Below are 24,789 nucleotides of genomic sequence, written 5' to 3' on the forward strand. Positions count from 1 at the left end.
GCTATCAACCGCGCTTTGCGTTGCTGACCGGCGTAATGTAGGCAAAAGTCTGCCCAGCGTCAACCCTCTTCTGTGTGCTTTATTGCTGTTTAGTTAAAGTTGCAGCAGTTTGCTGATTTCATCGGCATTTTTTGCGAGTAACACTTGCATCTCAACGTTAATCGCGGAAATCTGGCAGTACTTTCGCAAGGAGTTGGCAACTAATGAATATTATTTTTTATCACCCGTCTTTTGAAGCAAAACAGTGGTTATCAGGGATAAAGTCTCGGTTACCCACCGCAAATATCCGTCAATGGCAACGTGGTGATACACAACCGGCAGATTATGCATTAGTTTGGCAGCCACCACAGGAAATGCTAGCAAAACGTGTTGAGCTAAAAGGCATTTTTGCTTTAGGGGCCGGTGTGGATGCCATTTTGGATCAAGAGCGGCGTTACCCCGGCACATTACCCGCAGGTGTGCCATTGGTGCGCCTGGAAGATACCGGGATGTCCTTGCAAATGCAGGAATATGTTGTTGCCAGTGTATTGCGTTATTTTCGTCGAATGGATGAGTATCAACTGCAACAACAGCAGAAACATTGGCAACCTTTAGCACCGCATCAGCATGATAAATTTACCATAGGTATTCTCGGTGCGGGTGTATTGGGCAAAAGTGTGGCTCACAAACTCACCGAATTCGGTTTTACTGTTCGCTGTTGGAGTCGAACACCAAAACACATTGATAGCGTGGCCAGTTTTTCGGGGCAAGAGCAGTTACCGGCATTTATTCAAGGGACACAATTGCTGATTAATCTGCTACCGCATACACCAGCAACTGCCGGTATCCTCAATCAATCCCTTTTTTCACAATTGAATGCCAATGCCTATATCATCAATATTGCCAGGGGCGCGCATCTGTTGGAGCGGGATTTATTGGCGGCGATGAGTGCGGGAAACATAGCCGCTGCGACATTAGATGTGTTTGCTGAAGAGCCATTGCCATCAATGCATCCTTTCTGGAGCCACCCGCGTATCACTATCACGCCGCATATTGCGGCAATAACTTTACCGGAAGCCGCAATGGATCAGGTGGCCGCTAACATCCATGCTATAGAAGCGGGTAGGGAACCGGCTGGATTGGTTGACGTAGCGCGAGGTTATTGATGTAAAAGGTTTTCAGTGCAGTAAAGGCGGGATGTTCAGGTAAGGTTTTTAGCTCTGCTGATGAGAAGAATTCCTGCTATCATTAGCGGACTATGCTTTGCCGGCAATAAAATCATTCTGCTTTAAAAGACTTTGTGGAGTATTCATGTATCCTGTTGATTTACATATGCATACCGTCGCCAGTACCCATGCTTACAGCACCTTGCATGACTATATCGCCGCAGCGAAACTAAAAAACATTAAGTTGTTTGCCATCACCGACCACGGCCCAGATATGGCCGATGCCCCTCATTATTGGCACTTTATGAATATGCAGGTCTGGCCGCGGATGGTTGACGGGGTGGGGATTTTACGCGGTATTGAAGCCAATATTAAAAATCTGGTTGGTGATATCGACTGCACCGGGCCGATGCTTGATGCGGTTGATCTGTTGCTGGCGGGCTTTCATGAGCCAGTATTTCCGCCGCAAGATAAGGCGGCCCATACCATGGCAATGATTGCGACTATGGCGCAGGGGAATGTGCATATTATCAGCCACCCCGGTAACCCGAAATATCCGATTGATATTAAAGCGGTTGCTCAAGCAGCAGCAAAATATAATGTGGCGTTGGAATTAAATAATTCCTCTTTTACACATTCACGTAAAGGTAGCGAGGCCAATTGTCGGGCAATTGCCGAGGCAGTGCGGGACGCGGGCGGGTGGTTAGCCCTGGGATCTGATTCTCATATTGCTTATTCATTGGGGATTTTTGAGCATTGCGAACGTATTATTGCTGAAGTGAATTTCCCGCAAGAGCGGATTTTGAATACCAGCCCGCGCCGTTTACTGGATTTCCTTGAACAGCGGGGTCGTCCTGCTATCCCTGAGTTAGCTGAGTTGTAATTTATTATGTGACGTTGTCACAAATAATAGTTGAAAATTAATAAGAAACAGGAAGATGTAAATGAATGATTTTTCTCTGGTGTGCCGCATTCTTGGCTCATTATTTTATCGCCAGCCACAAGATGCGCTGCTGGAACCTCTTTTTGCATTGATAAGCCAAGGGAAGCTGGAGCAACATTGGCCGCTGGAACAAGGTGAGTTACTTGCTCGCTTGCAACAGGAGTATCAGCCGGAAGCCTTAAGTGCAGATTATAATGCCCTGTTTGTCGGCGAAGAGCGCAGTGTTTCACCTTATGGCTCCGATTATGAGGGTGCTGCTCCCGAAGCGGGGGTTAGAGCTTTTCTGCAACAACGGGGTATGCCACTGGGAGATGGGCCAACTGACCATTTTGGTGGGCTATTACTTGCAGCATCATGGCTGGAAGATCACGCTGCGGAAGATGAAATCGCGGCGCAACTTGCTTTGTTTAATGACTATTTACTGCCGTGGTGTGGCCGTTTTCTAGGCAAAGTTGAAGCGCATGCGGCAAGTGGTTTTTATCGCACTTTGGCGCAATTAAGCCGTGAAGCATTGCAAGCTATGTGGGATGAGTTATCTGAGGAAGATGAAACGGAGGCGTAATGTCCTCCGTTTTATTTATCTCTCATTAGAGGGCGGTCAAATTAGTCAGTCAGTGGGATGACTAATTGCCCCGGTTTCACTTCTAAACCTTTCGCCAGTTTTTTGGCCATTGCTTCCGCTTTACTTTTTTCACCGTCTAATACATAAGCGGGTTGCTGATCAAAATACGATTTGAGCGACTGGTTCAAATAAGGTGTCAGTGCCTTCATCACTGAGCTCATTTTCTCTGGTTTAACGGTGTAATCCGTCAATTCCATATCTTTTAGGAAAATAGCGCCTTTTTCACGATCAAATATCGGTTGGGCTTTTAATGTCAGTGTCATGTCGGCAGTTTGTGGGCCGAGGATAGAGGTGATATCCACCTTGGCATTGCCGGTTAATGTCACTTTACCGGGTTCCGCTCGGCCAATCTGGCTCTGTAACTGTGTCAGGGTAATATGGGCGTCCACCAGACCCGGAATACCAATCTGTTTTTCGTAGTTATTATGCTTTTGCAGATAGTCATTAACTTCTTGTTCGCTCAGGGTATATTGCGTCAGTTGGTTGCAGCCGACCAGAGTTGCAGTCACTATCAACGCCGCAGCACCCCACATTAATTTTTTCATAAAACCTCGTGAAATAGGGACTAATACATCAAGTTAACTCATTTCCCAATAGTAACTGGTTAATCTGCTGTTTTGTATTATTAACCGCATTGGTTCAACTGCGGTTTGGAATAAGGGGGGAAGATAGTGCGGCAGAGTAGAGCATTTGCCAATCAGATAACCCTGAATCGGCATGTGTTGCAGCCGTGCAAAGCGCGGTGGAAATAAAGGGACACCGGAGCCAAAGCGGCTCCGGAAAATAACAGATTAGCTGCCACTGAGCATGGCCGATTCAATGCGGCGTTGGTTAAATTGCCAGTAAAGCCCGACCAGTGTAATTAAACCAATCACGCCAAGCAGGAACCAGGGTAACTCCGGCATGTCAAGGGTGCGGCCAGTATCATACATCCAACCGCCACCGGTATAACCGAGTGCGCCACCCAATGCCAGTCCCAACCGACTAAAGCCCATATAGCTGCCACGTGCGCGTGAGTCAGCCAGTGAAGCACTGAGAGTTTCACGAGCAGGTTCGGCAATAATAGACCCCATGTAGAAGAAGCAAATAAACATAAACAGTGTTTGCAGATGGCTAATTAAGCCCACGGGGAACAAGCTTAATGTCATTATTAATAGCCCAAACATTAAACGCTGTTCAAGGCGAAAACGTTTTTCGCTCCAGCGAGCAATAGGATAGAGCAAGGTCAGAGACAGTGCCGCCTCAATGGCGTACATCCATTTCACTGCGGCGGGCGAGCCAGCAATTTCATTGACCATGATGGGCAACATCAGCATCACCTGCACAGAAAGCATGTAATAACCGGTTAGCGTTAGGACATAGGTTACAAAGCGGCGATCACGTAGCACCCGCATTAACCCGTCTTTCATCGGCGCGCGCACGGTAGAAATACGGTAAGCGGGCAGTAACCAAATATTCCAGCCTGCGGCCAAAATAAAGATAACGGCACCTGTCCAGCAAACAAAATGGAAATCGTATTGCAATAGCCAACTGCCAATCAATGCACCAATGACCGCGCCGGCGCTGTCTTGCATCATCAGCAGAGAATAAAAGCGGCCACGTTCGTGGGGGCGAGTGAGTTTAATCACTAAGGCGGTACGCGGTGGGTCAAATAAAGTGCCGCCGAGGCCAGATAGCGCACAGGCCAACCACAGTATCCAGGGTTCGTCGGCCATCGCCATTAATGCGAAGCCCGCCGCGCGCATCAGCATACCGGTAACTATCATTGGTTTAGCGCCGAAACGGTCAGCAATAGCACCGCCGAAAATGCCTAATCCTTGCTGGACTAACTGCCTTAATCCTAACGCGAGACCGACGATAACCGCAGCCCAACCCAATTGATCGACAAATCGGATAGATATGAGTGGGAAGACAACGAAGAAACCTAACACCACTAATAAGTTATCGAGCAATAAAAAATACTTACCCAAGCTGCGAGCTTGTGATACCAAGGCCATGCTTCACCGTCAGATTTTAAAAAAGGAGAGATTAGAAATTACGCTTATAGTTTGTACCCAAATTGTCGGAAGCGATAGAGGTTAGATTGATAATATTTTTTTATCGTCAATACGTTACCTCACCAACAATTTCATAATAGAATGCATTTTAAGCCCTTTTGTTGTGTCATTTTGTTGTCTCGACAGGTGAAAAAACGCCAGCGTGGTGTTACGCGGTGCTAATGCAACAAGTATATTGAATAGAAGAATGCCGCTAAATTAACTACAACGCATAGCTCGAGGGGAGCAGATGTTTGGCTATCATTCAGCAACACCCAAAATACGTTTAACCACAGACCGCATGTCTCTGCGGCTGGTCAATGAACGCGATGCTTACCGCATGGCAGATTATTACGCGGAAAATCAGGTATTCCTTAAACCCTGGGAGCCGGTGCGCGACCAAAGCCATTGTATGCCATCGGGCTGGCAGGCGCGTTTGGGCATGATTATGGAGCTGCAAAAACAGGGCAGCGCTTATTATTTTATTTTGTTAGATCCGGAAGAAAAAGAAGTCCGTGGTGTGGCGAACTTTAGCAATGTGTTACGCGGTTCATTCCATGCCTGTTTTCTGGGGTATTCATTAGGTGAGCGCTGGCAGGGGCAGGGGCTGATGTTTGAAGCACTGCAACCGCTGATTCGCTATATGCAACGGCAAGAGCGGATGCACCGTATTATGGCTAACTATATGCCACATAATCATCGCAGTGGCAGTTTGCTTGAGCGCCTTGGATTTGAGCGCGAAGGCTATGCGAAAGATTATTTATTGATCGATGGTCAATGGCGCGATCATGTACTGACGGCTTTGACTAACCAAGAATGGACGCCAACTCGCTGAGGTCAGGATGAAACACAGTTTAAATGCTCAAGAAGCCAGAGTTATTGGCTGTTTGCTGGAGAAACAAGTGACGACACCGGAGCAATACCCGATGTCGCTGAATGGCTTGACTCTGGCTTGCAATCAGAAAACTAACCGCGAACCTGTGATGGAGTTATCTGAGTCAGAGGTGCAGCAGACGCTGGATTTCTTACTGAAAAAGCACCTGATCCGCACCCAAAGTGGCAATCGGGTAATGAAGTACGAACATCGTTTTTGCAATTCCGAGTTTGGTAATTTGAAGTTTTCCCCGGCTGAATTGGCGGTGATTACCACACTCTTGTTGCGCGGTGCCCAGACGCCGGGTGAATTGCGCACCCGTACCAGCCGAATGTATGAGTTTGCTGATGTCGCAGAAACTGAAGAGGTACTGAAGCAGCTATCTTTGCGCGAAGACGGGCCTTTTGTTGTGCGTTTGGCGCGCGAACCGGGTAAACGTGAAAGCCGTTTTATGCATCTTTTCAGCGGAGATATTGCACCAGATTCGTCGGTTGAAGAAAATATCGCGGGGGGAAGCAGTAGCCTGGAAGCCAGAGTGGCCCAGCTAGAACAGCAAGTTATTGCATTGACCCGTCGTCTGGATGAAGTGCTTATCCAACTGGATGATTAATAAGGATGCTATGAAAAAGCCCTGTAAAAAACTGCGAGTGGGTATTGTTGGCCTTGGCGGCATTGCCCAAAAGGCCTATTTACCTATTTTGGCTCAAGAACTGGACTGGCAGTTAGTGGGGGCGTTTTCCCCTAATCAAATCAAAGCACAACCGGTATGCGACAGCTATCGCATGCGCTATTTTTCGCGACTGGATGCCTTAGCCGCGCAGTGCGATGCCATGTTTGTCCACAGCAGTACCGCCAGCCATTTCCAGGTAGTAAGTGAGTTATTGCAGGCGGGTATCCATGTTTATGTTGATAAACCATTAGCCGAGACACTTGAGCAATCTGAGCAATTGATTGCACTGGCGGCAAAGCAACATTTGTCACTTATGGTTGGGTTTAATCGTCGTTTTTCACCATTATATCAAAAGCTTAAGCAGGAGATGTCTCAGCCAGCCTCCCTGCGCATGGAAAAACATCGTCAGAATGGGGTCGGGCCACAAGAGGTGCGTTTCACTCTGCTTGATGATTATCTGCATGTGGTCGATACGGCGCTGTGGCTGGGTGAAGAGGCCGCCATATTGATGACGGGGGCGGTGCAAGTTAATGAGCAGGGGCAAATGCTGTATGCAGAACACCATTTCCAGGCGGGTAATTGCTGCATTACGACCAGCATGCACCGGCAGGCGGGCACTCAGCGGGAAAGTGTGCAAGCCATTAGCCCCACAGCTTGCTATCAGATAACCGACATGCGCCAGTGGCAACAGGAGTCTGAGGGGCGGGTGATTAGCTTACCGGCACCGAGCTGGCAAACCACACTGGAGCAGCGGGGATTTAGTGGCGCAGTGCAGCACTTTATTACCGCAGTAAGTCACCAAACCGCGCCCCAAGTCTCTGGTGAAGAGGCTATCTATGCGCAACGAATGATAGAAAATATTTTGCAGCTATAGAAATGTGGCCGTGAAAATTTGTAGGCCATTAATTTGTTACATCTATCAGTGGCTATTCAGTTTTGATTACGTAGACTAGCGCCAGTTTTATCATCCAAATCTATTAGAAAAAATATGAATCTATTGAAATCACTGGCTGCTGTCAGTTCCATGACCATGTTTTCCCGTGTGTTGGGCTTTGCCCGTGATGCGATTGTGGCACGGATTTTTGGTGCAGGAATGGCAACGGATGCTTTTTTTGTGGCATTTAAATTGCCTAATTTACTGCGCCGTATATTTGCTGAAGGGGCATTCTCACAGGCTTTTGTCCCAATTCTGGCCGAATATAAAAGCCAGAAGGGGGAAGAGGCAACCCGGACATTTGTGGCTTATATCTCGGGGTTACTTACCCTGATTTTGGCGGTCGTCACTATCTTAGGGATGCTGGCAGCCCCTTGGGTTATTTTTGTGACCGCCCCAGGGTTTACTGACTCGCCAGACAAATTTGCGTTAACTTCTGCACTGTTGCGGGTGACTTTTCCCTATATCTTACTGATTTCATTAGCATCATTAGTGGGTGCAATCCTTAATACCTGGAACCGCTTTTCCATCCCGGCGTTTGCGCCCACATTACTGAATGTCAGCATGATAGGCTTTGCGCTATTTGCCGCCCCTTATTTTAATCCACCGGTGATGGCATTGGCTTGGGCCGTGGTGGTCGGTGGGGTGTTGCAATTGGGCTATCAGCTTCCTCATTTAAAGAAAATAGGGATGTTGGTGCTGCCGCGCTTGTCATTACGTGATGCGGGCGTTTGGCGAGTAATGCGCCTGATGGGGCCGGCGATTCTTGGGGTGTCAGTCAGCCAAATATCCTTGATTATCAATACTATTTTTGCTTCATTTTTGGTGTCAGGGTCGGTTTCCTGGATGTATTATGCCGACCGCTTAATGGAATTTCCTTCCGGCGTGCTGGGGGTGGCATTGGGGACAATTTTGTTACCCTCACTGGCCAAAAGCTTTTCCAGTGGCAACCATGACGAATATTCCAAGTTGATGGATTGGGGGCTGCGGTTGTGTTTCTTATTGGCATTGCCAAGTGCAGTCGCGCTGGGCATTTTAGCCAAGCCGCTGGTGGTGTCACTCTTCCAGTATGGGAAATTTAGCGCTTTTGATGCCGCCATGACACAACGGGCGCTAGTGGCCTATTCTGTGGGGTTAATGGGGTTAATTGTCGTCAAAGTGTTGGCTCCGGGGTTCTATTCTCGCCAAAATATTAAAACACCGGTCAAGATCGCAATTATTACTTTGATATTAACTCAGGTCATGAACCTGATTTTCATCGGGCCGCTAAAACATGCCGGTTTATCACTGTCGATTGGTTTGGGCGCATGCTTGAATGCCAGCCTGTTATATTGGCAATTACGCAAGCAGGATATTTTCCATCCACAGCCGGGTTGGGCGATATTCCTGACGAAATTGGTGATTGGGGTTGTGGTGATGTCAGTGGTGTTGTTGGCGCTGCTGTGGTTTATGCCCGCTTGGGACGTCGGTGGGATGGCCTATCGCCTACTACGATTATCTGCGGTGGTGGCGGCGGGTGTCATTGCTTATTTCGGGGCGCTGACACTGCTTGGATTTAAACTGCGGGATTTTGCGCGCCGGACACATTAGTTTTAGCCGAGCTTAGCGGTTGGAAGATAGATGGCAAGGTGTTTGCTGGGTAGAGAGCAAGCAGGCACTAAAGACGCCGGAAATACCGCTTTGTTACCTTGAGCCGCGCCATTTCTGGCGCGGACGCTTTACTCTTCTGCTGGCCTCACCTTGCCAGTTTGCCTCAGTAGCCTAAAGGCTTTTTGGCCGGGCTTGAGATTGCTGACAAAGAAATATTTTAGTTCTGAATTCAGCCCGTCAGGGCGACTGCACCGATGGGCACGTCAGCCGCTAACACGGCTACGGCCCACTCGGTATATTTCCCCGTCAATCACCTTTTACTGCATTATTGGGTGAAAAACTACATGTTGGTGAAAAATTACATGTTGGTGAAAAACTACATATTGGTGAAAAACTACATATTGGTGAAAAATCACATCCGCTCAACAGTTTGAATACCTAAGGTATCCAGGCCTTGTTTCAAGGTTTTTGCTGTCAACATAGCCAATTTCAGGCGACTTTGGCGGCTTTCTTCATTTTCTGCATTCAGAATCGGGCAATGTTCGTAGAAGCTGGAGAATAAACCCGCCAGATCATACAGATAAGAACACATAACATGCGGTGTTCCTTCACGGGCTACCGTGGTGATGACTTCTTCAAACTGCAACAGGCGGGTTGCCAGCGCCGCTTCACGGTCTTCCGTTATCACCAATGGCAATGTCAGGCTGTTTTCATCAATGCCAGCGCGTTTAAACACGGAAACTACACGGGTATAGGCATATTGCATGTAAGGTGCAGTATTTCCATCCAGCGCCAGCATATTATCCCAGTCGAAGATATAGTCAGTGGTGCGACTTTTTGATAAATCCGCATATTTCACCGCGCCAATACCCACCGCCTCAACCACCTGTTTCAGTTCATCCGCAGGCATATCCGGGTTTTTCTCAGCAATCAGTTTGCCAGCACGTTCAATGGCTTCATCCAATAAATCGGACAGTTTGACGGTGCCACCGGAGCGGGTTTTAAATGGTTTGCCATCTTTGCCCAACATCATGCCAAACATATGGTGTTCTAGTGGCACGGATTCCGGCACATAACCGGCCTTGCGCACGATAGTCCAGGCTTGCATTAAATGCTGATGCTGGCGGGTATCGATGTAGTACAGCACTCGGTCTGCACCCAGTGTTTCATAGCGGTATTTGGCACAAGCAATGTCAGTGGTGGTGTAGAGGTAGCCGCCATCTTTTTTCTGGATAATGACCCCCATTGGCTCGCCGTCTTTATTCTTATATTCATCCAGATAGACAACAGTTGCGCCTTCGCTTTCCACCGCCAGACCTTTCGCTTTCAGGTCAGCAACAATGCCGGGCAACATTGAATTATATAAGCTTTCACCCATGACATCATCTGTGGTCAGGGTGACATTTAAGCGGTCATAAGCAATTTGATTTTGCGCCATGGTGATATCCACCAATTTGCGCCACATCTGGCGGCAATATTCGTCACCGCCTTGCAATTTCACCACATAAGCACGGGCACGCTGTGCGAACTCTTCATCTTCGTCATAGGTTTTCTTGGCTTGCTGATAGAAAAGCTCTAAATCAGATAACCCCATGTCGCTGGCGTTTTCGTTTTGCATCTTTTCCAAATAGGCAATCAGCATACCAAACTGGGTACCCCAGTCACCGACGTGGTTGGCGCGGATAACATTGTGGCCTAAGAACTCTAACGTCCGTACTGCGGCATCACCAATGATAGTTGAGCGCAGGTGACCGACGTGCATCTGCTTGGCCACATTAGGGGCGGAGTAATCCACCACAATAGTTTGTGGTTCAACGGGAGCAACCCCCAGTTTTGGGGCCGTCAATGCTTGTTCTACTTTGCTGGCAACCCATTGGCGGTCAAGGAAAATATTGATAAAACCGGGGCCGGCAATCTCAACGTTGCTGGCAATGCCGTCAAGGTCGAGCAGTTCAATGACTTTTTCTGCCAGTTGTCGGGGCTGCATGCCAAGTTTTTTGGCAACGGCCATCACGCCGTTAGCTTGATAATCGCCAAATTGAGCTTTGGCAGATTGGCGAACTTGAGCTTCGCTACCTGCTGGAGCACCTGCTGCAATCAGCGCCTGGCTGACTTTATCTGAGAGAAGAGCCTGAATATTCACCGGGTTACCTTAATTACGCACGAAAGACACTTAAATGACGTACAAACGCATTTCTGTGCCAGTTAATTCAAACGGAACCAAAACTGACACCGCATAAGCAGTGAGATGCTCTGGCTGAGCGTTAGTCACAATATGGCAGGATTTATATCATATTTGACCCTCGGCGTCAGCATTGGGCCTGCGGTTGCTGCTAATCTCTTGCGGGTAAAACCCAACTGGCGATTTTATTAGCAATGTTAAACGCGACACCATAATAGCGTCAGATTAAATATGGCTGATTAGTGCTAATAACTGTAGATTATGCCCGCCTCACATATATAAGGAAAATGAGATGAGCAGCCTGAGTAATATTGCAGAATTACGGGATTTATTAACTGACTTGCCGCGCTTTGAACAGAAATTGGTTATTTTTGCCGCTAAATTAAAATTGGATTTGACGCAATTCAGTGCTGATCATATTTCATTACGTTGCCATCAAACTGAAACGGCGCAGCGCTGGCGTCGGGGGTGGCAGCAGTGCGGTAATTTGATGTCCGAATCACAGATTAATGGGCGACCTATCTGCCTGTTTGATTTAGCGCAACCGCTCACTATTGGCCCTTGGCATATTGATTGTGTTGAATTGCCGTTTCCGGGAAAAACACATTACCCTCATGAAGGCTGGGAACATATTGAATTGGTGTTGCCCGGAGACCCAGAAACCCTGCACTTACGTGCTCAAGCCTTATTACCCGCTACATTGCCAGAGGGATTCTATACCAAGTTTAGTTCCCCGCAGGGAGAGCATGAGCGGCTGGCTAATCCAACGCTGGCGGTAAGTGATGGCGAGATAACCATTAAATTTCACCCCTATACTTTGCGACAGATAGTTGATAGCGAGCGCAATGCCTAACATATTTGGGTTATTTATTTCAATGCCGACTATCACTTATGGTTATCACTGTGACTGACATCTACTCATAGAGTCAAAATGAGTGCCATAGTGAATGTCTCAGCATGCGTGATTCACTTTTATTTTAATTTGAGAAGTATATTTAGCATCCTATTTATTTGTCAGCATGATTACTTTTCATTAATTAATATGCATATAAATAACAAGGATATATGTACTATTGCAGTGGCATCCATCAAGCGGGGGAGATAATGACGATATTGGAAATTTGTTGTTACAGTGTTGATTGTGCGCTGGTAGCAGAAAAGGCAGGAGCCGACCGGATTGAATTATGCTGCGGTCAGTCCGAAGGGGGCTTAACACCGAGCATTGGTGCATTAATGCAAGCCAGAGAGAAAGTCACTATTCCTGTTCATCCCATTGTGCGGCCTCGTGGTGGTGATTTTTGTTACAGTCACAATGACTTCGACATCATTAAAAATGATGTTGCCCGCATCCGGGATATGGGTTTTGCAGGCGTAGTGGTTGGGGTACTGGATGATGGCGGTCATATTGATATGCTGCGGATGCGGGAAATCATGGCGGTCAGCGGCGATATGGCGGTTACCTTCCACCGTGCATTTGATATGTGCCAGAACCCCATGATTGCGCTACAGCAATTAACCAGTCTGGGCGTGGCGCGGATTTTAACCTCCGGGCAACAGAAAAATGCCGAGTTAGGTTTGGCATTGTTGAAAGATTTAGTGGCTGCAACCCAGGATAAAGGGCCGGTAATTATGGCCGGTGCGGGTGTTCGCTTGGCGAATATACAAAAATTTATAGATGCTGGGATCCGCGAACTGCACAGTTCGGCGGGGCGTAACGTGCCGTCAACCATGAAGTATCGCAAAGCGGGTGTCACCATGTGCGCCAACAGTGATGTTGATGAGTTTTCACACTATTGTGTGGATGCTGATGTGGTTGAAGCGATGAAAAGTTGTTTAAGTATCGCGACTCAATTGCCACAATCTGCATAGATTTATGGCCGTGTTGTGAGTATGACCCCGGCACTCAGTCCGGGGTTTTTTATTATGGTTTCCGAGCAATTAATACGGCGCGCAGTGGGGCCGGATACCCTTCCACTGTTTTACTCGGATCATGGGGGTCGAGGAATTCAGCTAATGACTCGCTGGTCATCCAGTCGGTGCGGCGCTGTTCTTCGGTGGTGGTCACGGCCATATCGGCTATTCTGACATCGACAAAACCGCATTTCTCCAGCCAGGATTTCAAGGCGCTGGCTGACGGAATAAAGTAGACATTGCGCATCTGAGCATAACGTTCACCTGGCACCAATACCTGCTGGCTATCGCCTTCAACCACTAGCGTCTCAAGCACCAATTCACCTTCACTAACCAACTGATTTTTCAGCTGATAGAGATGGTCGAGAGGCGAGCGACGGTGATACAGCACGCCCATTGAAAAAACAGTATCAAAGGCGGCTAATTCTGGCAGTTGCTCAATACCCAGCGGCAATACGTGGGCGCGTTGACAGCCCCCTAGCAGCTTACGAATGGCTTCAAACTGGCATAAAAACAGTTGCATGGGGTCGATACCCACCGCCAGATGGGCACCTTCGCCGACCATGCGCCATAAGTGATACCCGCTGCCACAGCCGACATCCAGAATAGTGCGCCCCGCCAGCGGGCTGATATGCGGCAATACCCGCTGCCATTTCCAATCAGATCGCCATTCGGTATCAATATCCAGCCCATACAATGAAAAAGGGCCTTTGCGCCAGGGCATTAGGGCGCGCAGCATATTTTCCATACCTTCGCGCTGGCCGGCAGAGATTGGGGGGGACATTTCTGCGCGCACGCCATGAAGTAAATCAAGTGACGTCGGGGTGAGGGCGGGCAAATGCTCGACGGCATTAAACCAAGTTTTAAATTTACCGTGCAATGATTCGCGCTGCCAGGCACTGAGCTGAGCGGGCAGGGTATCGAGCCACGGGCTTAATGGGCCTTTGGCTATCAGTCGGTAAAAATCGCCAAATTCAATCATTGAGCCTCTCCCGCTTTTAGGGCAATTAACGAACCAAAATTAAAACATTGGAACCAAACTTCAGCATGTTCGAAACCGGCCTGATGAAGACGGTTTTTATGGGTTTCCACGGAATCGGTCAACATGACGTTCTCTAGCATGCTGCGCTTTTGGCTGATTTCCAGTTCGCTGTACCCATTGGCGCGCTTAAAATCGAGGTGCATATTGAACAGCAGTTCGCCGATATCGTTATCTTCAAAATTGAATTTCTCGGATAACACTAAAGCGCCACCGGGCCGCAGCCCTTGATACACCTGATTGAGCAGCCGCTGGCGGTCTGCTGGCTCAAGGAATTGCAAAGTGAAGTTAAGCACCACCATCGAGGCATTTTCCAGCTGGATATCCAGAATATCGGACTCCACCACTTCGACCGGGGTGTCTGCCCGAAAGGCATCGATATGACGTCGGCAGCGTTCAACCATTGCCGGTGAATTATCTACCGCAATGATTTTGCAACCTTCGGCTTTAATATTACGGCGCATTGACAGTGTAGCCGCACCCAGTGAACAGCCGAGATCATAAATCTGGCTATTGGGTTGCACAAAACGCTCTGCCAGCATGCCTATCATCGAAATAATGTTGGAATAACCGGGCACCGATCGCTGGATCATATCCGGGAAGACTTCAGCAACTTTTTCGTCGAAAGTCCAATCACCTAACTTGGCAATAGGGGCGGCAAACAGGCTATCACGCTGTGGCTCGGTTGCCCCAGACGGGTGGCGCGGTGCATCGTTTTGAGATTGAGTGTCGCGATTTGGCATGACTGTCATTGGCATTAACAAGAAATTAAAGGCGCGTATTATAACAGAAAATCACACAGATTAGCGCGCTAAAACGAGGGTTTATAGCCAGAGAGGTGAGGACTGGCATGAAGGCGGCAATAAGCCGCCTGGACTCACTCTGTTCCGACAATGTGGTTTTCACCACCAGCCAGGTAAGATAAAGAAAGGTTTATTAGGTCAGACTGAAAATCTGATCCCAAGGCAAATAATAAATATTAGCAATAACCATCAATATTAAAGAAACATAGGTAGCACTCATCCCAGAGCGACGCCAGCGAATTTCGCGATGACGTAAACCATAATAGTGCAGCAGACGGCCCACTATTAGCATTAATCCACAAATATGGATCATCCAGGTTTCAGCACCGTTCATTTCCATCATAATGAGCAAAATGACAGCAATAGGAATATATTCTACGGCATTGCCATGTACGCGGATGGCGGTTTGTAATTCATAAAAACCGCCGTCGCCATAAGCGACTCGATACTGATTTCTCAATTTAACTACATCAAATGAAAGCTTGATCAATAACAGTGCGCCCAACACGACATAAAGCGAGCTAACCATTTTCAACTCCATTGCCCAACCATAGACTGGCTGAATAATGATAACCGCCTACTGGTTCACTGTCGCTAGAAAAAAGCGTGGAAGTTCATTTCTTGATATTCAGTTTAGTGTTTAGAAAGATAAGGTTGCGAATTACGGCTGATATATCTTGGCCAACCTCGCCGTATTAGTACAAAAAACACCCAGACATCATTAAAACAGTGTTTCTTGCTCTGGCCAGTCGGGTGGTGGAGGAAGGGTGACAATGTGCGTGGCTAATTGTTGCCAGATTTTTTGTGCCTGTTGTGGGGAGTCGCTGTTATCTGGCGTGTGAATGAAAACATAAGGTTGGTATTGCTGTTCCCATAATGGCAATTTTTGGAGCCAGGGCGAGAACAGCGCTAAATTATCATCCAACTGGTCGCCACCAATAAAACGCACCAAAGGTTGCCCACCGGTGACAATAGCATGCACGGGCAGGCGCGGTTTTTTACTTTGTGCGTCTCGAACTGCCGCAGTGAGTGGTTTGGCCGCATGAATAGGGCGGCTATCCAATACCACGCGATTCACCGAGCGCTGATGTAAGCCCTGATTGAGGGCTAACTCCTCTGGCCCTTTAGCAAAAAACGCCGGGTGGCGGACTTCTACGCCATAATTGAATCCCGCCGGCAGTTTATCAATAAATTGCCATAACCGGTTGAGTTCATTGGGCCCGAAAGCGGCAGGTAACTGTAACCATAATTGACCAATACGCGAATGCAACGGAGACAAACATTGATAAAAAGCCTGAAGCTCTTGATCAATGTCACGCAAAGCCGCCTGATGGCTAATAGTGGATGGGAATTTAAAACAGAAACGGAAGCTGTCGGGAGTCATATCGCGCCAGCGCTGCACGATTTCCAGCCGAGGTAATGCATAAAAAGTCGTATTGCCTTCAACACAACTAAAGTAGCGGCTATAGTCAGCCAAGTCCTTGATACCCAGCCGGTTCCAGGTTGGGTGTTGCCACTGCGGCAGTCCTATATACATGTTTTCCCTTCTTATTTTCCCTTCTTATTTGGCTCTACAGCGTTGTTGGCTGCATTCACTCACCCGAATCACTGACTTATGTCAGCTCATCGGGATTTACTCATTTTGCCGCCTGGCTGTAAAACCAACTAATTTGGGTAAATACAGTTTTTGATGCAAGGCGTTGTTGGCGGTATTTACTTTGCCGGATTGATGGTCACTCGGCCAGTGCGGCAATAATTTCGGCACTGCTGCGCACGCGGGATATCCTTGGGAAGATATTTTTGACCGCGAATTGCTGCATTTCGGTGCTGCCCGTGCTGCAACCATCTTCGGCAATCACTAACTCATAACCGTGTTCCCATGCTGCGCGGGCTGTGGACTCGACACCAATATTAGTGGAAATTCCGGCCAATACGATGGTTTTAATACCGCGCCGACGCAGTTGCAAATCTAAATCCGTACCGTAAAAAGCACCCCACTGATGTTTTACCACTTTAATATCTTGATCTGTTACGGCCAGTTGCTCAGGGAACGTCCACCAGGAATCAGGCAAACCGTCCGCAGGTGGGGGGCTTGGCTGGTCAACGGGTTGTTTAAGTGCCTCGGCGAATGTATCAGACCACCCTACACGCACGAAAACCACGGGGGCGGCAAGCTGGCGGAAGGCGGCTGCCAGACGTGCGTTGGTTGCGATAACCTGCTCGGCACTGTAAGGGCTTTTAGCATAGGGGAGAATCCCTTGCTGCAAATCAATCAGTACCAGAGCGGTGGTTTTTGCATCAAGTTTCATGATGTTGTGCCTCAATATCATATGAGAAAACTGGAACGAAAGGGTTAAGCTGCTGACCAGTTTATGCCAACATATGTTACTGGGTAGTCCCCGTGGGGGGATAAATTTGTTAAATGATGTGTTAAAACATCACGGAAAGGGATTTTGTCATACCTGAGCTGTGCGTTCGCTCTTATCTATGCGACGAATTTCCTTTATAATGGCCCCCTTTTTTCCACACTCTTTAATCCAAAATATCGCTGCCGCTGTTGGACTTTTTTTGGATAAAATAGAGCGTGTAGCGCTTGCAACCCTCAATTCGAGTAATTGCAGAATTTTTCTGACGCGCCACTGACGTAATGTCCTGCGTGTCATCAACTGGCGTTATCGAAATTTATCGCTGCGATCTGCTTATCATGGCAAAACACGGCAAAGTACGAATAGGTACGCGATAGATTTCAACGCGGGTAAGAGTAAACCAGACAATAGTAGCTGAGACTCAAGTAAGGGTTTATCAGAAAACAGCCGCACGGACAGTGCATAGCGCGTGCGGCATCGGCTGAGTAAAAGGATATTGTATGCGTACTGAATATTGCGGGCAGTTGAACCTGTCCCATGTGGGTCAAGAAGTGACACTTTGTGGCTGGGTTAACCGTCGTCGTGACTTAGGTGGCCTGATTTTTATTGATATGCGCGATCGCGAAGGTATCGTTCAGGTCTTCTTCGATCCAGACCATAAAGCCGCTTATGAACAAGCTTCTGAGCTGCGCAATGAGTTCTGTATTCAGATTACGGGGACTGTGCGCGCACGTCCTGATAGCCAAATTAATAAAGATATGTCGACCGGTGAAGTAGAAATCTTTGCTAACACGTTGAATATTATCAACCGTTCTGAACCATTGCCTCTGGATTCTAATCAGACCAACAGCGAAGAGCAGCGCCTGAAATATCGCTATCTGGATCTGCGTCGCCCTGAAATGGCCGACCGTCTGAAAACCCGCGCCAAAATTACCAGCTTTGTACGCCGCTTTATGGACAGCCACGGTTTCCTTGATATTGAAACGCCAATGCTGACCAAAGCGACCCCTGAAGGTGCGCGTGATTACCTGGTACCAAGCCGCGTACATAAAGGCAAGTTTTATGCATTGCCACAGTCACCGCAGCTGTTTAAACAATTGCTGATGATGTCTGGTTTTGACCGCTACTATCAGATTGTAAAATGCTTCCGTGATGAAGATTTACGTGCTGACCGCCAACCAGAATTTACTCAAATCGATGTTGAAACCTCTTTCATGACCGCCGATCAAGTGCGTGAAGTGATGGAGAAACTGGTGCGCGAATTATGGCAGGAAACCAAAGGCATTGATCTGGGTGATTTCCCGGTAATGACGTTTGCTGAAGCTATGCGTCGCTACGGTTCCGATAAACCAGATTTGCGCAACCCGCTGGAACTGGTAGATGTTGCGGATCTGGTCAAAGATGTTGAGTTTAAAGTCTTTTCTGGCCCCGCTAATGATGCCAAAGGCCGAGTTGCCGCCTTGCGTGTCCCGGGTGGCGCACAGCTGACCCGTAAAATAATTGACGAATACGGTCAGTTTGTCAGCATCTATGGTGCTAAAGGTTTGGCATGGTTGAAAGTGAATGACCGTGCTGCGGGTATGGAGGGCGTGCAAAGCCCAATCGCAAAATTCCTCAGTGCAGAGGTGCTGGACGCTATTTTGACCCGCACTCAGGCAGAAAGTGGCGATATCCTGTTCTTTGGTGCTGATAGCTACAAAATCGTCACCGACGCGATGGGCGCACTGCGTCTGAAAGTGGGCCGTGACCTGCAACTGACTCAGTTGGGTACATGGGCACCACTGTGGGTTGTCGACTTCCCGATGTTTGAAGATGACAGCGAAGGTGGCCTGACGGCTATGCACCATCCGTTCACTGCGCCTAAAGATATGAGCCCGGAACAGTTGGCCGCAGCACCAACTACCGCTATCGCCAATGCTTACGATATGGTCATCAACGGCTACGAAGTGGGCGGCGGTTCAGTGCGTATTCACCGCACTGAGATGCAGCAGCAAGTGTTTGGTATTCTGGGTATTAATGAGCACGAACAGCGTGAGAAATTTGGCTTCCTGCTGGATGCATTGAAATACGGCACACCGCCACACGCGGGCTTGGCTTTTGGTCTGGATCGCCTGGTTATGTTGCTGACCGGCACTGATAACATCCGTGATGTAATTGCTTTCCCGAAAACCACGGCCGCCGCTTGTCTGATGACTGACGCCCCAAGTTTTGCTAACCCTGCATCTTTGCAAGAATTGTCTATCAGCGTTGTGGCAAAGAAAGCAGCAACTGATGGCGCGGAAGCAGAGAATCAGTAATGAATTATAAACGCCCCGAATCGATACTGGCGGTTATCTACGCCAGAAAAAGTGGTCGGGTGCTGATGTTGCAACGGCGTGATGACCCTGATTTTTGGCAGTCGGTGACTGGCAGTCTGGAAGAGGGAGAAAGCCCGTTGCAAACCGCACAGCGTGAAGTAAAGGAAGAGGTCGGCATTGACATACTGGGTGAAAATCTGGTGTTACTTGACTGCCAGCGCTGTGTGGACTTTGAAATCTTTGTTCATTTTCGCCATCGTTATGCGCCGGGCGTAACGCACAACAAAGAACATTGGTTCTGTTTGGCGTTACCCGAAGAGCGGGACGTGGTGTTGACTGAACATCTTGCTTACCAGTGGGTAGATGCTGCGGATGCCGCAGCATTAACTAAGTCCTGGAGTAATCAGCAAGCGATTGAAGAATTTGTTATTTATTCAGTCTAATTAGACTATTTTGGAGATTCTTATGGCAGGTCATAGTAAATGGGCCAACACAAAACACCGCAAAGCAGCACAGGATGCCAAGCGCGGTAAGATTTTTACTAAAATCATCCGTGAATTGGTGACCGCAGCCCGTTTGGGTGGCGGTGATCCGGGGGCCAACCCACGTCTGCGTGCGGCTATCGATAAAGCGCTGTCGAATAACATGACTCGCGATACCCTAAACCGCGCTATTGCTCGTGGTGTTGGTGGTGATGAAGATAACAATATGGAAACAATCATCTATGAAGGCTATGGTCCAGGCGGCACTGCCGTGATGGTCGAATGCCTAAGTGATAATCGTAACCGTACTGTATCTGAAGTTCGTCATGCATTTACCAAAACGGGCGGTAATCTGGGAACTGATGGCTCTGTTTCGTATCTGTTCACCAAAAAAGGCGTTATTTCTTATGCACCTGGCTTGGAAGAAGATGCGGTGATGGATGCGGCGTTGGAAGCAGGTGCCGATGATATCGTGGTCTACGACGACGGTGCTATTGACGTGTTTACTGCCTGGGAATCTCTGGGAGCCGTGAAAGATGCACTGGATGCTACTGGTTTGGTGGCAGAAGGCGCTGAAGTTGCTCTCATTCCATCAACCAAAGCGGATCTGGATGCAGAAACTGCACCAAAACTGCTGCGCTTGATTGATATGTTAGAAGATTCTGATGATGTGCAAGAGGTTTACCATAATGGTGAAATCTCTGATGAAGTGGCAGCAACGCTGTAAGTCATCACATATTTATCTGACTCTTTTAGGGTATCTGCAATCCACTCTGGCCGCATTGGTGGCCAGGGCTTTTGAAGTAAAAAGGTAATAGCGGGTATGGCGATCGTATTAGGTATCGACCCCGGTTCGCGTGTCACCGGATATGGCGTTATCCACCAGCAAGGTCGTCAACTTACCTATCTGGGCAGCGGTTGTATCCGTACTGTCGTTGACGATATGCCAACGCGCCTGAAGTTAATTTATGCCGGTGTGACGGAAATTATCACCCAGTTTCAGCCCGATTTTTTTGCAATCGAGCAAGTCTTTATGGCGAAAAACCCGGATTCAGCCTTAAAACTGGGGCAGGCACGGGGTGCCGCAATTGTTGCTGCGGTAAATCTGAATTTGCCAGTTTCCGAATACGCCGCTCGTCAGGTTAAACAGACTGTCGTAGGAACAGGAGCGGCTGAAAAAAGTCAGGTTCAACATATGGTGCGTTCATTGTTGAAGTTACCTGCGAATCCTCAAGCGGATGCCGCCGATGCCTTGGCTATTGCGATTACGCATTGCCATCTTAGTCAAAATACGGTGCGATTAGGTAATAGCCAGTTGGTTATGGCGCGTGGTCGCTTGCGTTAATTTTGCACCAAGGCGCACTAAGGTACACTAGGGCAATAAAAGGTAAATTAATCGCAGAGGGCGGGCGACTGATGACAAACCGGTGTTAACAGGTTCCGAATCAGTCGGGGCGACGGCACAGATGACGACTCTGGCGGCTTGTGCCATTACGGCCCATTCGTCACATTTCCCCTCCAAACAACTTCACTAACCGCGTTAACTGGATATCCATCCAGCTTTTTTTATGCTATAAACGGGTACTATGTCTATATCCTAATGTGGATAAAACGAGGAGAGAGTCAACGTGATAGGGCGCCTCAGAGGTATTATTCTGGAAAAACAGCCACCGCTGGTGCTGCTGGAAACCAATGGCGTTGGCTATGAAGTCCAATTGCCGATGACCTGTTTTTATGAACTGCCCGAACTGGGGCAGGAAGCGATTATCTTTACCCAGTTTGTGGTGCGCGAAGATGCCCAACTGCTGTACGGATTCAATGATAAGCAAGAACGTGCGCTGTTTCGTGAATTGATCAAAGTTAACGGTGTTGGCCCAAAACTGGCATTGGCCATTCTCTCCGGCATGTCCGCACAGCAGTTTGTGGCCGCGGTAGAGCGCGAAGATATCACCACATTGATAAAATTACCGGGTGTGGGCAAGAAAACCGCAGAGCGGTTGGTGGTTGAAATGAAAGACCGCTTTAAAGGCCTTAACGGTGACTTGTTCAATAATACTGGTGATATTCAACTACCTGCCAGTGCAGCAAAGACCTCAGATGCGGATATCGAAGCAGAAGCCGCCTCTGCGCTGGTGGCGTTAGGCTATAAACCACAAGAAGCTAGCCGACTGGTGGGCAAAATAGCGAAACCGGGAGCAGATTGTGAAACCCTCATTCGTGATGCTCTGCGCGCTGCGTTATAACGAGTATCATACCTATTGTCTTGGGCGTAGCAGGCAGCTAACACCCCTGCGGTTTCAAGTACGAAGGGTATAAAGGGGCTAAGGATGATTGAAGCAGACCGCCTGATTTCTGCGGGTGTTATCAGTGATGAAGAAAGTATTGATCGGGCTATCCGTCCGAAAATGTTGGCAGAATATGTCGGGCAGCCCCATGTCCGTGAGCAAATGGAAATCTTTATTCAGGCGGCTAAACAGCGCGGCGATGCACTGGATCATGTGTTGATATTTGGCCCGCCGGGATTGGGTAAAACGACGCTCGCAAATATTGTCGCCAATGAGATGGGGGTGAATCTGCGAACGACTTCTGGCCCAGTGTTGGAAAAGGCCGGTGATTTGGCTGCCATGCTCACCAACCTGGAGCCACACGATGTCTTATTTATTGATGAAATCCACCGCTTATCGCCAGTTGTAGAAGAGATTCTGTATCCGGCAATGGAGGACTATCAACTAGATATCATGATTGGCGAAGGCCCGGCTGCGCGTTCCATCAAACTTGATTTGCCCCCCTTTACCCTGATTGGCGCGACGACTCGTGCGGGGTCGTTGACCTCGCCGTTACGTGACCGATTTGGTATTGTGCAGCGGCTAGAGTTTTATCAAGTGGCTGATTTAGAACATATTGTTTCGCGTAGCGCCAAGTGTCTGGGGCTGGAGTTAACACCGGAAGGGGCACACCAGTTGGCGCGTCGTTCTAGGGGAACTCCTCGGATAACTAACCGTTTGTTGCGCCGTGTCCGAGACTTTGCAGAAGTCAGAGCAGACGGTGCTATTAACGGAGATGTGGCGATGAAAGCACTGGATATGCTGAATGTTGATGCGGAAGGGTTCGATTTTATGGACCGCAAACTGTTGCTGGCGGTGATCGATAAGTTTATGGGCGGCCCGGTGGGCCTGGATAATCTGGCTGCTGCTATTGGTGAAGAACGAGAAACCATCGAAGATGTGTTGGAGCCCTATTTAATCCAACAAGGATTTATTCAGCGGACACCTCGTGGGCGTATTGCCACTAACCATGCGTATAAACATTTTGGTATTACTCGCGAAGAGTAAACCTGTTTGGTATAGGGCTGAATCTGTTTCAGCCCTAATGATACTTATTTTCAGCTCGTGATTTTCTCAGTCACTGGTGTATTAATCATTCTATTGAGCCATGGAATAAGTAGTGCCATAACCAAGGCGATAACCAGTGTGACCATACCGATTTTACCAAAAACATCAGTGTAAATAGGTAATGTCTCGAGTGGGTCAGTCATTCCTTCGGGGGTTGCAGTAAAAGTTGCGACATAGCCACCAATCAGGAAGGATGCCGCTTGGGTCAGGAACCACATGCCCAGAATAAATCCCATCAGATATTGCGGGACTAATGCGGCCACCATCGCTAAACCCAACGCACTGATCATCAATTCCCCCAGGCTCTGGAATAAGTAAACCAGAACAATAAACCAAGGTGATGTCAGACCTTGAGCATCAGCAAACCACATCCCAGCAGCAGCAGCGGTCAGAAAGCCCAGTGAACATAAAAACATGCCGACAGTAAATTTGGCGGGCATGGATAAGTCACGGTTTTTACTGCCCAAACGGGTATAAAGTGAAGCTAAAATGGGGCTGGCCACCACCACCCAAAACGGATTCAATGCCTGGAAACTAATCGGATTGATAGTAAACCCAAGAATTTCGTGGTGAACATTATTGATAGCAAAGAAGTTTAGTGAGGTGGGCATTTGTGCATACAGAACATAAAACACTATGGCTTCAATCATCAGAATAAATGCAACGAACATTTTATTGCGACCCAGTTGGTCTTGTTTTAATGCCTCTTTGAAGAAGATAAACACCACAATCAGCGATAAGACGATCAGTACCAGGTTGGCGATAATGACATGATTCATCAACCAAGCGCAGACACAAATCATCACCAAGCTTCCGGCCAAAACCAACAACAAATTGCGCCAATTTAACGGTTTTGCATCTGGCTCAGAACCGATATTACGCACCATATGGCGGCAACAGAAATAGACCAGTAGCGCAAATATTAAACCAATGCCACACAAGTAATACGTAATGGTGTAACCGAAGCGTTCAGCTATAACTGGAGCCAATGATAATGACAGTAATGAACCAATATTTATCGACATATAAAACAGGGTAAAGGCGCCATCTAGCCGTGGATCTTTAGGTGGATAACATTTTGAGAGTAAGCTTGCTGGGTTGGCTTTAAATAAACCATTCCCGACGGCAATGGTTCCTAATGCGAAGAAAATTAAGTTAGGTTGATACAGTGATAAACCGGTAGCAAAATAGCCGGCAGCCAGCACGACGGCACCTAATACCATGGTGCGTTTAGTGCCTAATAAATGGTCACCGACGTAGCCACCAATGGAAATCAAACCATAAACTAATGCCGCAAAAGCACCAAAAGTAATAAATGCCTGCTCTTGCGAGAAACCGAGTTGTGTAACGAAGAAGACAGCCAGAATCCCCTGAACACCGTAATAACCGAATCTCTCCCATAGTTCGACAAAAAAGATCATAAAAAACGGTTTAGGTTGCTGAAGTAAACCAGTGGGGGTGGTTCTATCCATGATAGGTTGCCTCTACGGGGTCATTGTTCTG

At 48.1% G+C, this 24,789-nt stretch carries 24 protein-coding genes; 15 read left to right on the forward strand and 9 right to left on the reverse strand.

The window, feature by feature from the left end:
* Nucleotides 1-203 precede the first annotated feature (203 nt).
* The 3 genes from ghrA to YROHD0001_RS06940 all read left to right on the forward strand — a co-directional run bounded on the left by ghrA (nucleotide 204) and on the right by YROHD0001_RS06940 (nucleotide 2,650).
* Nucleotides 204-1,145 (forward strand): glyoxylate/hydroxypyruvate reductase GhrA, encoded by a 942-nt coding sequence (gene ghrA, locus YROHD0001_RS06950; protein WP_004715203.1) that lies wholly within the window; start codon nucleotides 204-206, stop codon nucleotides 1,143-1,145.
* Between the two features lie 145 nt (nucleotides 1,146-1,290).
* Entirely contained in the window at nucleotides 1,291-2,028 is a 738-nt protein-coding gene (locus YROHD0001_RS06945; protein WP_004715204.1) for a phosphatase, read from the forward strand.
* 61 nt (nucleotides 2,029-2,089) lie between these two features.
* Nucleotides 2,090-2,650 carry a TorD/DmsD family molecular chaperone gene (locus YROHD0001_RS06940; protein ID WP_004715205.1) on the forward strand — a complete coding sequence of 187 codons (561 nt, stop codon included), beginning with the start codon at nucleotides 2,090-2,092 and terminating at the stop codon, nucleotides 2,648-2,650.
* Nucleotides 2,651-2,691: 41 nt separating this feature from the next.
* On the opposite strand, the gene YROHD0001_RS06935 is transcribed toward YROHD0001_RS06940, so the two are convergent.
* A complete protein-coding gene (locus YROHD0001_RS06935; protein WP_004715206.1) occupies nucleotides 2,692-3,255 on the reverse strand; it encodes a lipoprotein in 564 nt (187 codons plus the stop codon).
* A 246-nt stretch (nucleotides 3,256-3,501) separates the two neighbouring features.
* The gene (gene mdtH / locus YROHD0001_RS06930; protein ID WP_004715208.1) at nucleotides 3,502-4,707 is read right to left on the reverse strand and encodes a multidrug efflux MFS transporter MdtH; all 1,206 of its coding nucleotides are present in this window, start codon (nucleotides 4,705-4,707) and stop codon (nucleotides 3,502-3,504) included.
* A 289-nt stretch (nucleotides 4,708-4,996) separates the two neighbouring features.
* On the opposite strand from mdtH, the gene rimJ reads away from it, so the two are divergent.
* From rimJ to murJ, 4 genes are all read left to right on the forward strand, one after another.
* On the forward strand, nucleotides 4,997-5,581 hold the full coding sequence (gene rimJ / locus YROHD0001_RS06925; protein ID WP_004715209.1) for a ribosomal protein S5-alanine N-acetyltransferase: 585 nt from the start codon (nucleotides 4,997-4,999) through the stop codon (nucleotides 5,579-5,581).
* Between the two features lie 7 nt (nucleotides 5,582-5,588).
* Complete coding sequence (locus YROHD0001_RS06920; protein ID WP_004715210.1) at nucleotides 5,589-6,230, forward strand: YceH family protein; 642 nt, start codon at nucleotides 5,589-5,591, stop codon at nucleotides 6,228-6,230.
* Nucleotides 6,223-7,164: a Gfo/Idh/MocA family protein gene (locus YROHD0001_RS06915; protein WP_032817120.1), complete on the forward strand. Its 942-nt coding sequence runs from the start codon at nucleotides 6,223-6,225 to the stop codon at nucleotides 7,162-7,164. Before YROHD0001_RS06920 ends, YROHD0001_RS06915 begins: the two co-directional genes overlap by 8 nt.
* 114 nt (nucleotides 7,165-7,278) lie before the next feature.
* Entirely contained in the window at nucleotides 7,279-8,814 is a 1,536-nt protein-coding gene (gene murJ / locus YROHD0001_RS06910; RefSeq protein ID WP_004715212.1) for a murein biosynthesis integral membrane protein MurJ, read from the forward strand.
* Nucleotides 8,815-9,226: 412 nt separating this feature from the next.
* On the opposite strand, the gene argS is transcribed toward murJ, so the two are convergent.
* Complete coding sequence (gene argS / locus YROHD0001_RS06905; protein WP_004715213.1) at nucleotides 9,227-10,957, reverse strand: arginine--tRNA ligase; 1,731 nt, start codon at nucleotides 10,955-10,957, stop codon at nucleotides 9,227-9,229.
* A 331-nt stretch (nucleotides 10,958-11,288) separates the two neighbouring features.
* On the opposite strand from argS, the gene YROHD0001_RS06900 reads away from it, so the two are divergent.
* Complete coding sequence (locus YROHD0001_RS06900) at nucleotides 11,289-11,849, forward strand: VOC family protein (RefSeq protein WP_004715214.1); 561 nt, start codon at nucleotides 11,289-11,291, stop codon at nucleotides 11,847-11,849.
* Between the two features lie 251 nt (nucleotides 11,850-12,100).
* Nucleotides 12,101-12,865: a copper homeostasis protein CutC gene (gene cutC, locus YROHD0001_RS06895; RefSeq protein ID WP_032817122.1), complete on the forward strand. Its 765-nt coding sequence runs from the start codon at nucleotides 12,101-12,103 to the stop codon at nucleotides 12,863-12,865.
* A 52-nt stretch (nucleotides 12,866-12,917) separates the two neighbouring features.
* Here cutC and cmoB read toward each other — a convergent pair whose 3' ends face one another.
* The 5 genes from cmoB to YROHD0001_RS06870 all read right to left on the reverse strand — a co-directional run bounded on the left by cmoB (nucleotide 12,918) and on the right by YROHD0001_RS06870 (nucleotide 17,058).
* Nucleotides 12,918-13,889 carry a tRNA 5-methoxyuridine(34)/uridine 5-oxyacetic acid(34) synthase CmoB gene (gene cmoB / locus YROHD0001_RS06890; RefSeq protein ID WP_032817123.1) on the reverse strand — a complete coding sequence of 324 codons (972 nt, stop codon included), beginning with the start codon at nucleotides 13,887-13,889 and terminating at the stop codon, nucleotides 12,918-12,920.
* Complete coding sequence (cmoA, locus tag YROHD0001_RS06885) at nucleotides 13,886-14,689, reverse strand: carboxy-S-adenosyl-L-methionine synthase CmoA (RefSeq protein ID WP_032817124.1); 804 nt, start codon at nucleotides 14,687-14,689, stop codon at nucleotides 13,886-13,888. The genes cmoB and cmoA overlap by 4 nt, the downstream gene beginning before the upstream one ends.
* Nucleotides 14,690-14,882: 193 nt before the next feature.
* Nucleotides 14,883-15,278 carry an MAPEG family protein gene (locus YROHD0001_RS06880; protein WP_032817126.1) on the reverse strand — a complete coding sequence of 132 codons (396 nt, stop codon included), beginning with the start codon at nucleotides 15,276-15,278 and terminating at the stop codon, nucleotides 14,883-14,885.
* A gap of 192 nt (nucleotides 15,279-15,470) precedes the next feature.
* Nucleotides 15,471-16,286 carry a DUF72 domain-containing protein gene (locus YROHD0001_RS06875; RefSeq protein ID WP_004715220.1) on the reverse strand — a complete coding sequence of 272 codons (816 nt, stop codon included), beginning with the start codon at nucleotides 16,284-16,286 and terminating at the stop codon, nucleotides 15,471-15,473.
* Nucleotides 16,287-16,482: 196 nt separating this feature from the next.
* Nucleotides 16,483-17,058, reverse strand: a complete 576-nt coding sequence (locus tag YROHD0001_RS06870) for a hydrolase (RefSeq protein ID WP_004715222.1) — start codon at nucleotides 17,056-17,058, stop codon at nucleotides 16,483-16,485.
* A gap of 557 nt (nucleotides 17,059-17,615) precedes the next feature.
* Here YROHD0001_RS06870 and aspS point away from each other — a divergent pair.
* The 6 genes from aspS (at nucleotide 17,616) to ruvB (ending at nucleotide 23,226) form a co-directional block, all read left to right on the forward strand.
* The gene (gene aspS, locus YROHD0001_RS06865; protein WP_004715223.1) at nucleotides 17,616-19,412 is read left to right on the forward strand and encodes an aspartate--tRNA ligase; all 1,797 of its coding nucleotides are present in this window, start codon (nucleotides 17,616-17,618) and stop codon (nucleotides 19,410-19,412) included.
* Nucleotides 19,412-19,855 (forward strand): dihydroneopterin triphosphate diphosphatase, encoded by a 444-nt coding sequence (gene nudB / locus YROHD0001_RS0118070; RefSeq protein ID WP_032817127.1) that lies wholly within the window; start codon nucleotides 19,412-19,414, stop codon nucleotides 19,853-19,855. The genes aspS and nudB overlap by 1 nt, the downstream gene beginning before the upstream one ends.
* Before the next feature lie 22 nt (nucleotides 19,856-19,877).
* Nucleotides 19,878-20,621, forward strand: a complete 744-nt coding sequence (locus tag YROHD0001_RS06860) for a YebC/PmpR family DNA-binding transcriptional regulator (RefSeq protein ID WP_004715224.1) — start codon at nucleotides 19,878-19,880, stop codon at nucleotides 20,619-20,621.
* A gap of 96 nt (nucleotides 20,622-20,717) precedes the next feature.
* Entirely contained in the window at nucleotides 20,718-21,239 is a 522-nt protein-coding gene (ruvC, locus tag YROHD0001_RS06855; RefSeq protein WP_004715225.1) for a crossover junction endodeoxyribonuclease RuvC, read from the forward strand.
* Between the two features lie 283 nt (nucleotides 21,240-21,522).
* The gene (gene ruvA, locus YROHD0001_RS06850) at nucleotides 21,523-22,137 is read left to right on the forward strand and encodes a Holliday junction branch migration protein RuvA (RefSeq protein WP_004715226.1); all 615 of its coding nucleotides are present in this window, start codon (nucleotides 21,523-21,525) and stop codon (nucleotides 22,135-22,137) included.
* A gap of 84 nt (nucleotides 22,138-22,221) precedes the next feature.
* Complete coding sequence (gene ruvB / locus YROHD0001_RS06845) at nucleotides 22,222-23,226, forward strand: Holliday junction branch migration DNA helicase RuvB (protein WP_004715228.1); 1,005 nt, start codon at nucleotides 22,222-22,224, stop codon at nucleotides 23,224-23,226.
* Nucleotides 23,227-23,276: 50 nt separating this feature from the next.
* Here ruvB and dtpB read toward each other — a convergent pair whose 3' ends face one another.
* Nucleotides 23,277-24,758: a dipeptide/tripeptide permease DtpB gene (gene dtpB / locus YROHD0001_RS06840; RefSeq protein ID WP_032817128.1), complete on the reverse strand. Its 1,482-nt coding sequence runs from the start codon at nucleotides 24,756-24,758 to the stop codon at nucleotides 23,277-23,279.
* Nucleotides 24,759-24,789: the final 31 nt, after the last annotated feature.

Origin of the sequence: Yersinia rohdei ATCC 43380, assembly GCF_000173775.1 — a bacterium.
Classification (GTDB): Bacteria; Pseudomonadota; Gammaproteobacteria; order Enterobacterales; family Enterobacteriaceae; genus Yersinia; species Yersinia rohdei.

Bases quoted from the DNA above. Each gene is read 5' to 3' on its own strand.
- ghrA (WP_004715203.1), top strand. From the start codon at position 204: ATGAATATTATTTTTTATCACCCGTCTTTTGAAGCAAAACAGTGGTTA.
- YROHD0001_RS06945 (WP_004715204.1), top strand. From the start codon at position 1,291: ATGTATCCTGTTGATTTACATATGCATACCGTCGCCAGTACCCATGCT.
- YROHD0001_RS06940 (WP_004715205.1), top strand. From the start codon at position 2,090: ATGAATGATTTTTCTCTGGTGTGCCGCATTCTTGGCTCATTATTTTAT.
- YROHD0001_RS06935 (WP_004715206.1), bottom strand. From the start codon at position 3,255: ATGAAAAAATTAATGTGGGGTGCTGCGGCGTTGATAGTGACTGCAACT.
- mdtH (WP_004715208.1), bottom strand. From the start codon at position 4,707: ATGGCCTTGGTATCACAAGCTCGCAGCTTGGGTAAGTATTTTTTATTG.
- rimJ (WP_004715209.1), top strand. From the start codon at position 4,997: ATGTTTGGCTATCATTCAGCAACACCCAAAATACGTTTAACCACAGAC.
- YROHD0001_RS06920 (WP_004715210.1), top strand. From the start codon at position 5,589: ATGAAACACAGTTTAAATGCTCAAGAAGCCAGAGTTATTGGCTGTTTG.
- YROHD0001_RS06915 (WP_032817120.1), top strand. From the start codon at position 6,223: ATGATTAATAAGGATGCTATGAAAAAGCCCTGTAAAAAACTGCGAGTG.
- murJ (WP_004715212.1), top strand. From the start codon at position 7,279: ATGAATCTATTGAAATCACTGGCTGCTGTCAGTTCCATGACCATGTTT.
- YROHD0001_RS06900 (WP_004715214.1), top strand. From the start codon at position 11,289: ATGAGCAGCCTGAGTAATATTGCAGAATTACGGGATTTATTAACTGAC.
- cutC (WP_032817122.1), top strand. From the start codon at position 12,101: ATGACGATATTGGAAATTTGTTGTTACAGTGTTGATTGTGCGCTGGTA.
- cmoB (WP_032817123.1), bottom strand. From the start codon at position 13,889: ATGATTGAATTTGGCGATTTTTACCGACTGATAGCCAAAGGCCCATTA.
- cmoA (WP_032817124.1), bottom strand. From the start codon at position 14,689: ATGCCAAATCGCGACACTCAATCTCAAAACGATGCACCGCGCCACCCG.
- YROHD0001_RS06880 (WP_032817126.1), bottom strand. From the start codon at position 15,278: ATGGTTAGCTCGCTTTATGTCGTGTTGGGCGCACTGTTATTGATCAAG.
- YROHD0001_RS06875 (WP_004715220.1), bottom strand. From the start codon at position 16,286: ATGTATATAGGACTGCCGCAGTGGCAACACCCAACCTGGAACCGGCTG.
- YROHD0001_RS06870 (WP_004715222.1), bottom strand. From the start codon at position 17,058: ATGAAACTTGATGCAAAAACCACCGCTCTGGTACTGATTGATTTGCAG.
- aspS (WP_004715223.1), top strand. From the start codon at position 17,616: ATGCGTACTGAATATTGCGGGCAGTTGAACCTGTCCCATGTGGGTCAA.
- nudB (WP_032817127.1), top strand. From the start codon at position 19,412: ATGAATTATAAACGCCCCGAATCGATACTGGCGGTTATCTACGCCAGA.
- YROHD0001_RS06860 (WP_004715224.1), top strand. From the start codon at position 19,878: ATGGCAGGTCATAGTAAATGGGCCAACACAAAACACCGCAAAGCAGCA.
- ruvC (WP_004715225.1), top strand. From the start codon at position 20,718: ATGGCGATCGTATTAGGTATCGACCCCGGTTCGCGTGTCACCGGATAT.
- ruvB (WP_004715228.1), top strand. From the start codon at position 22,222: ATGATTGAAGCAGACCGCCTGATTTCTGCGGGTGTTATCAGTGATGAA.
- dtpB (WP_032817128.1), bottom strand. From the start codon at position 24,758: ATGGATAGAACCACCCCCACTGGTTTACTTCAGCAACCTAAACCGTTT.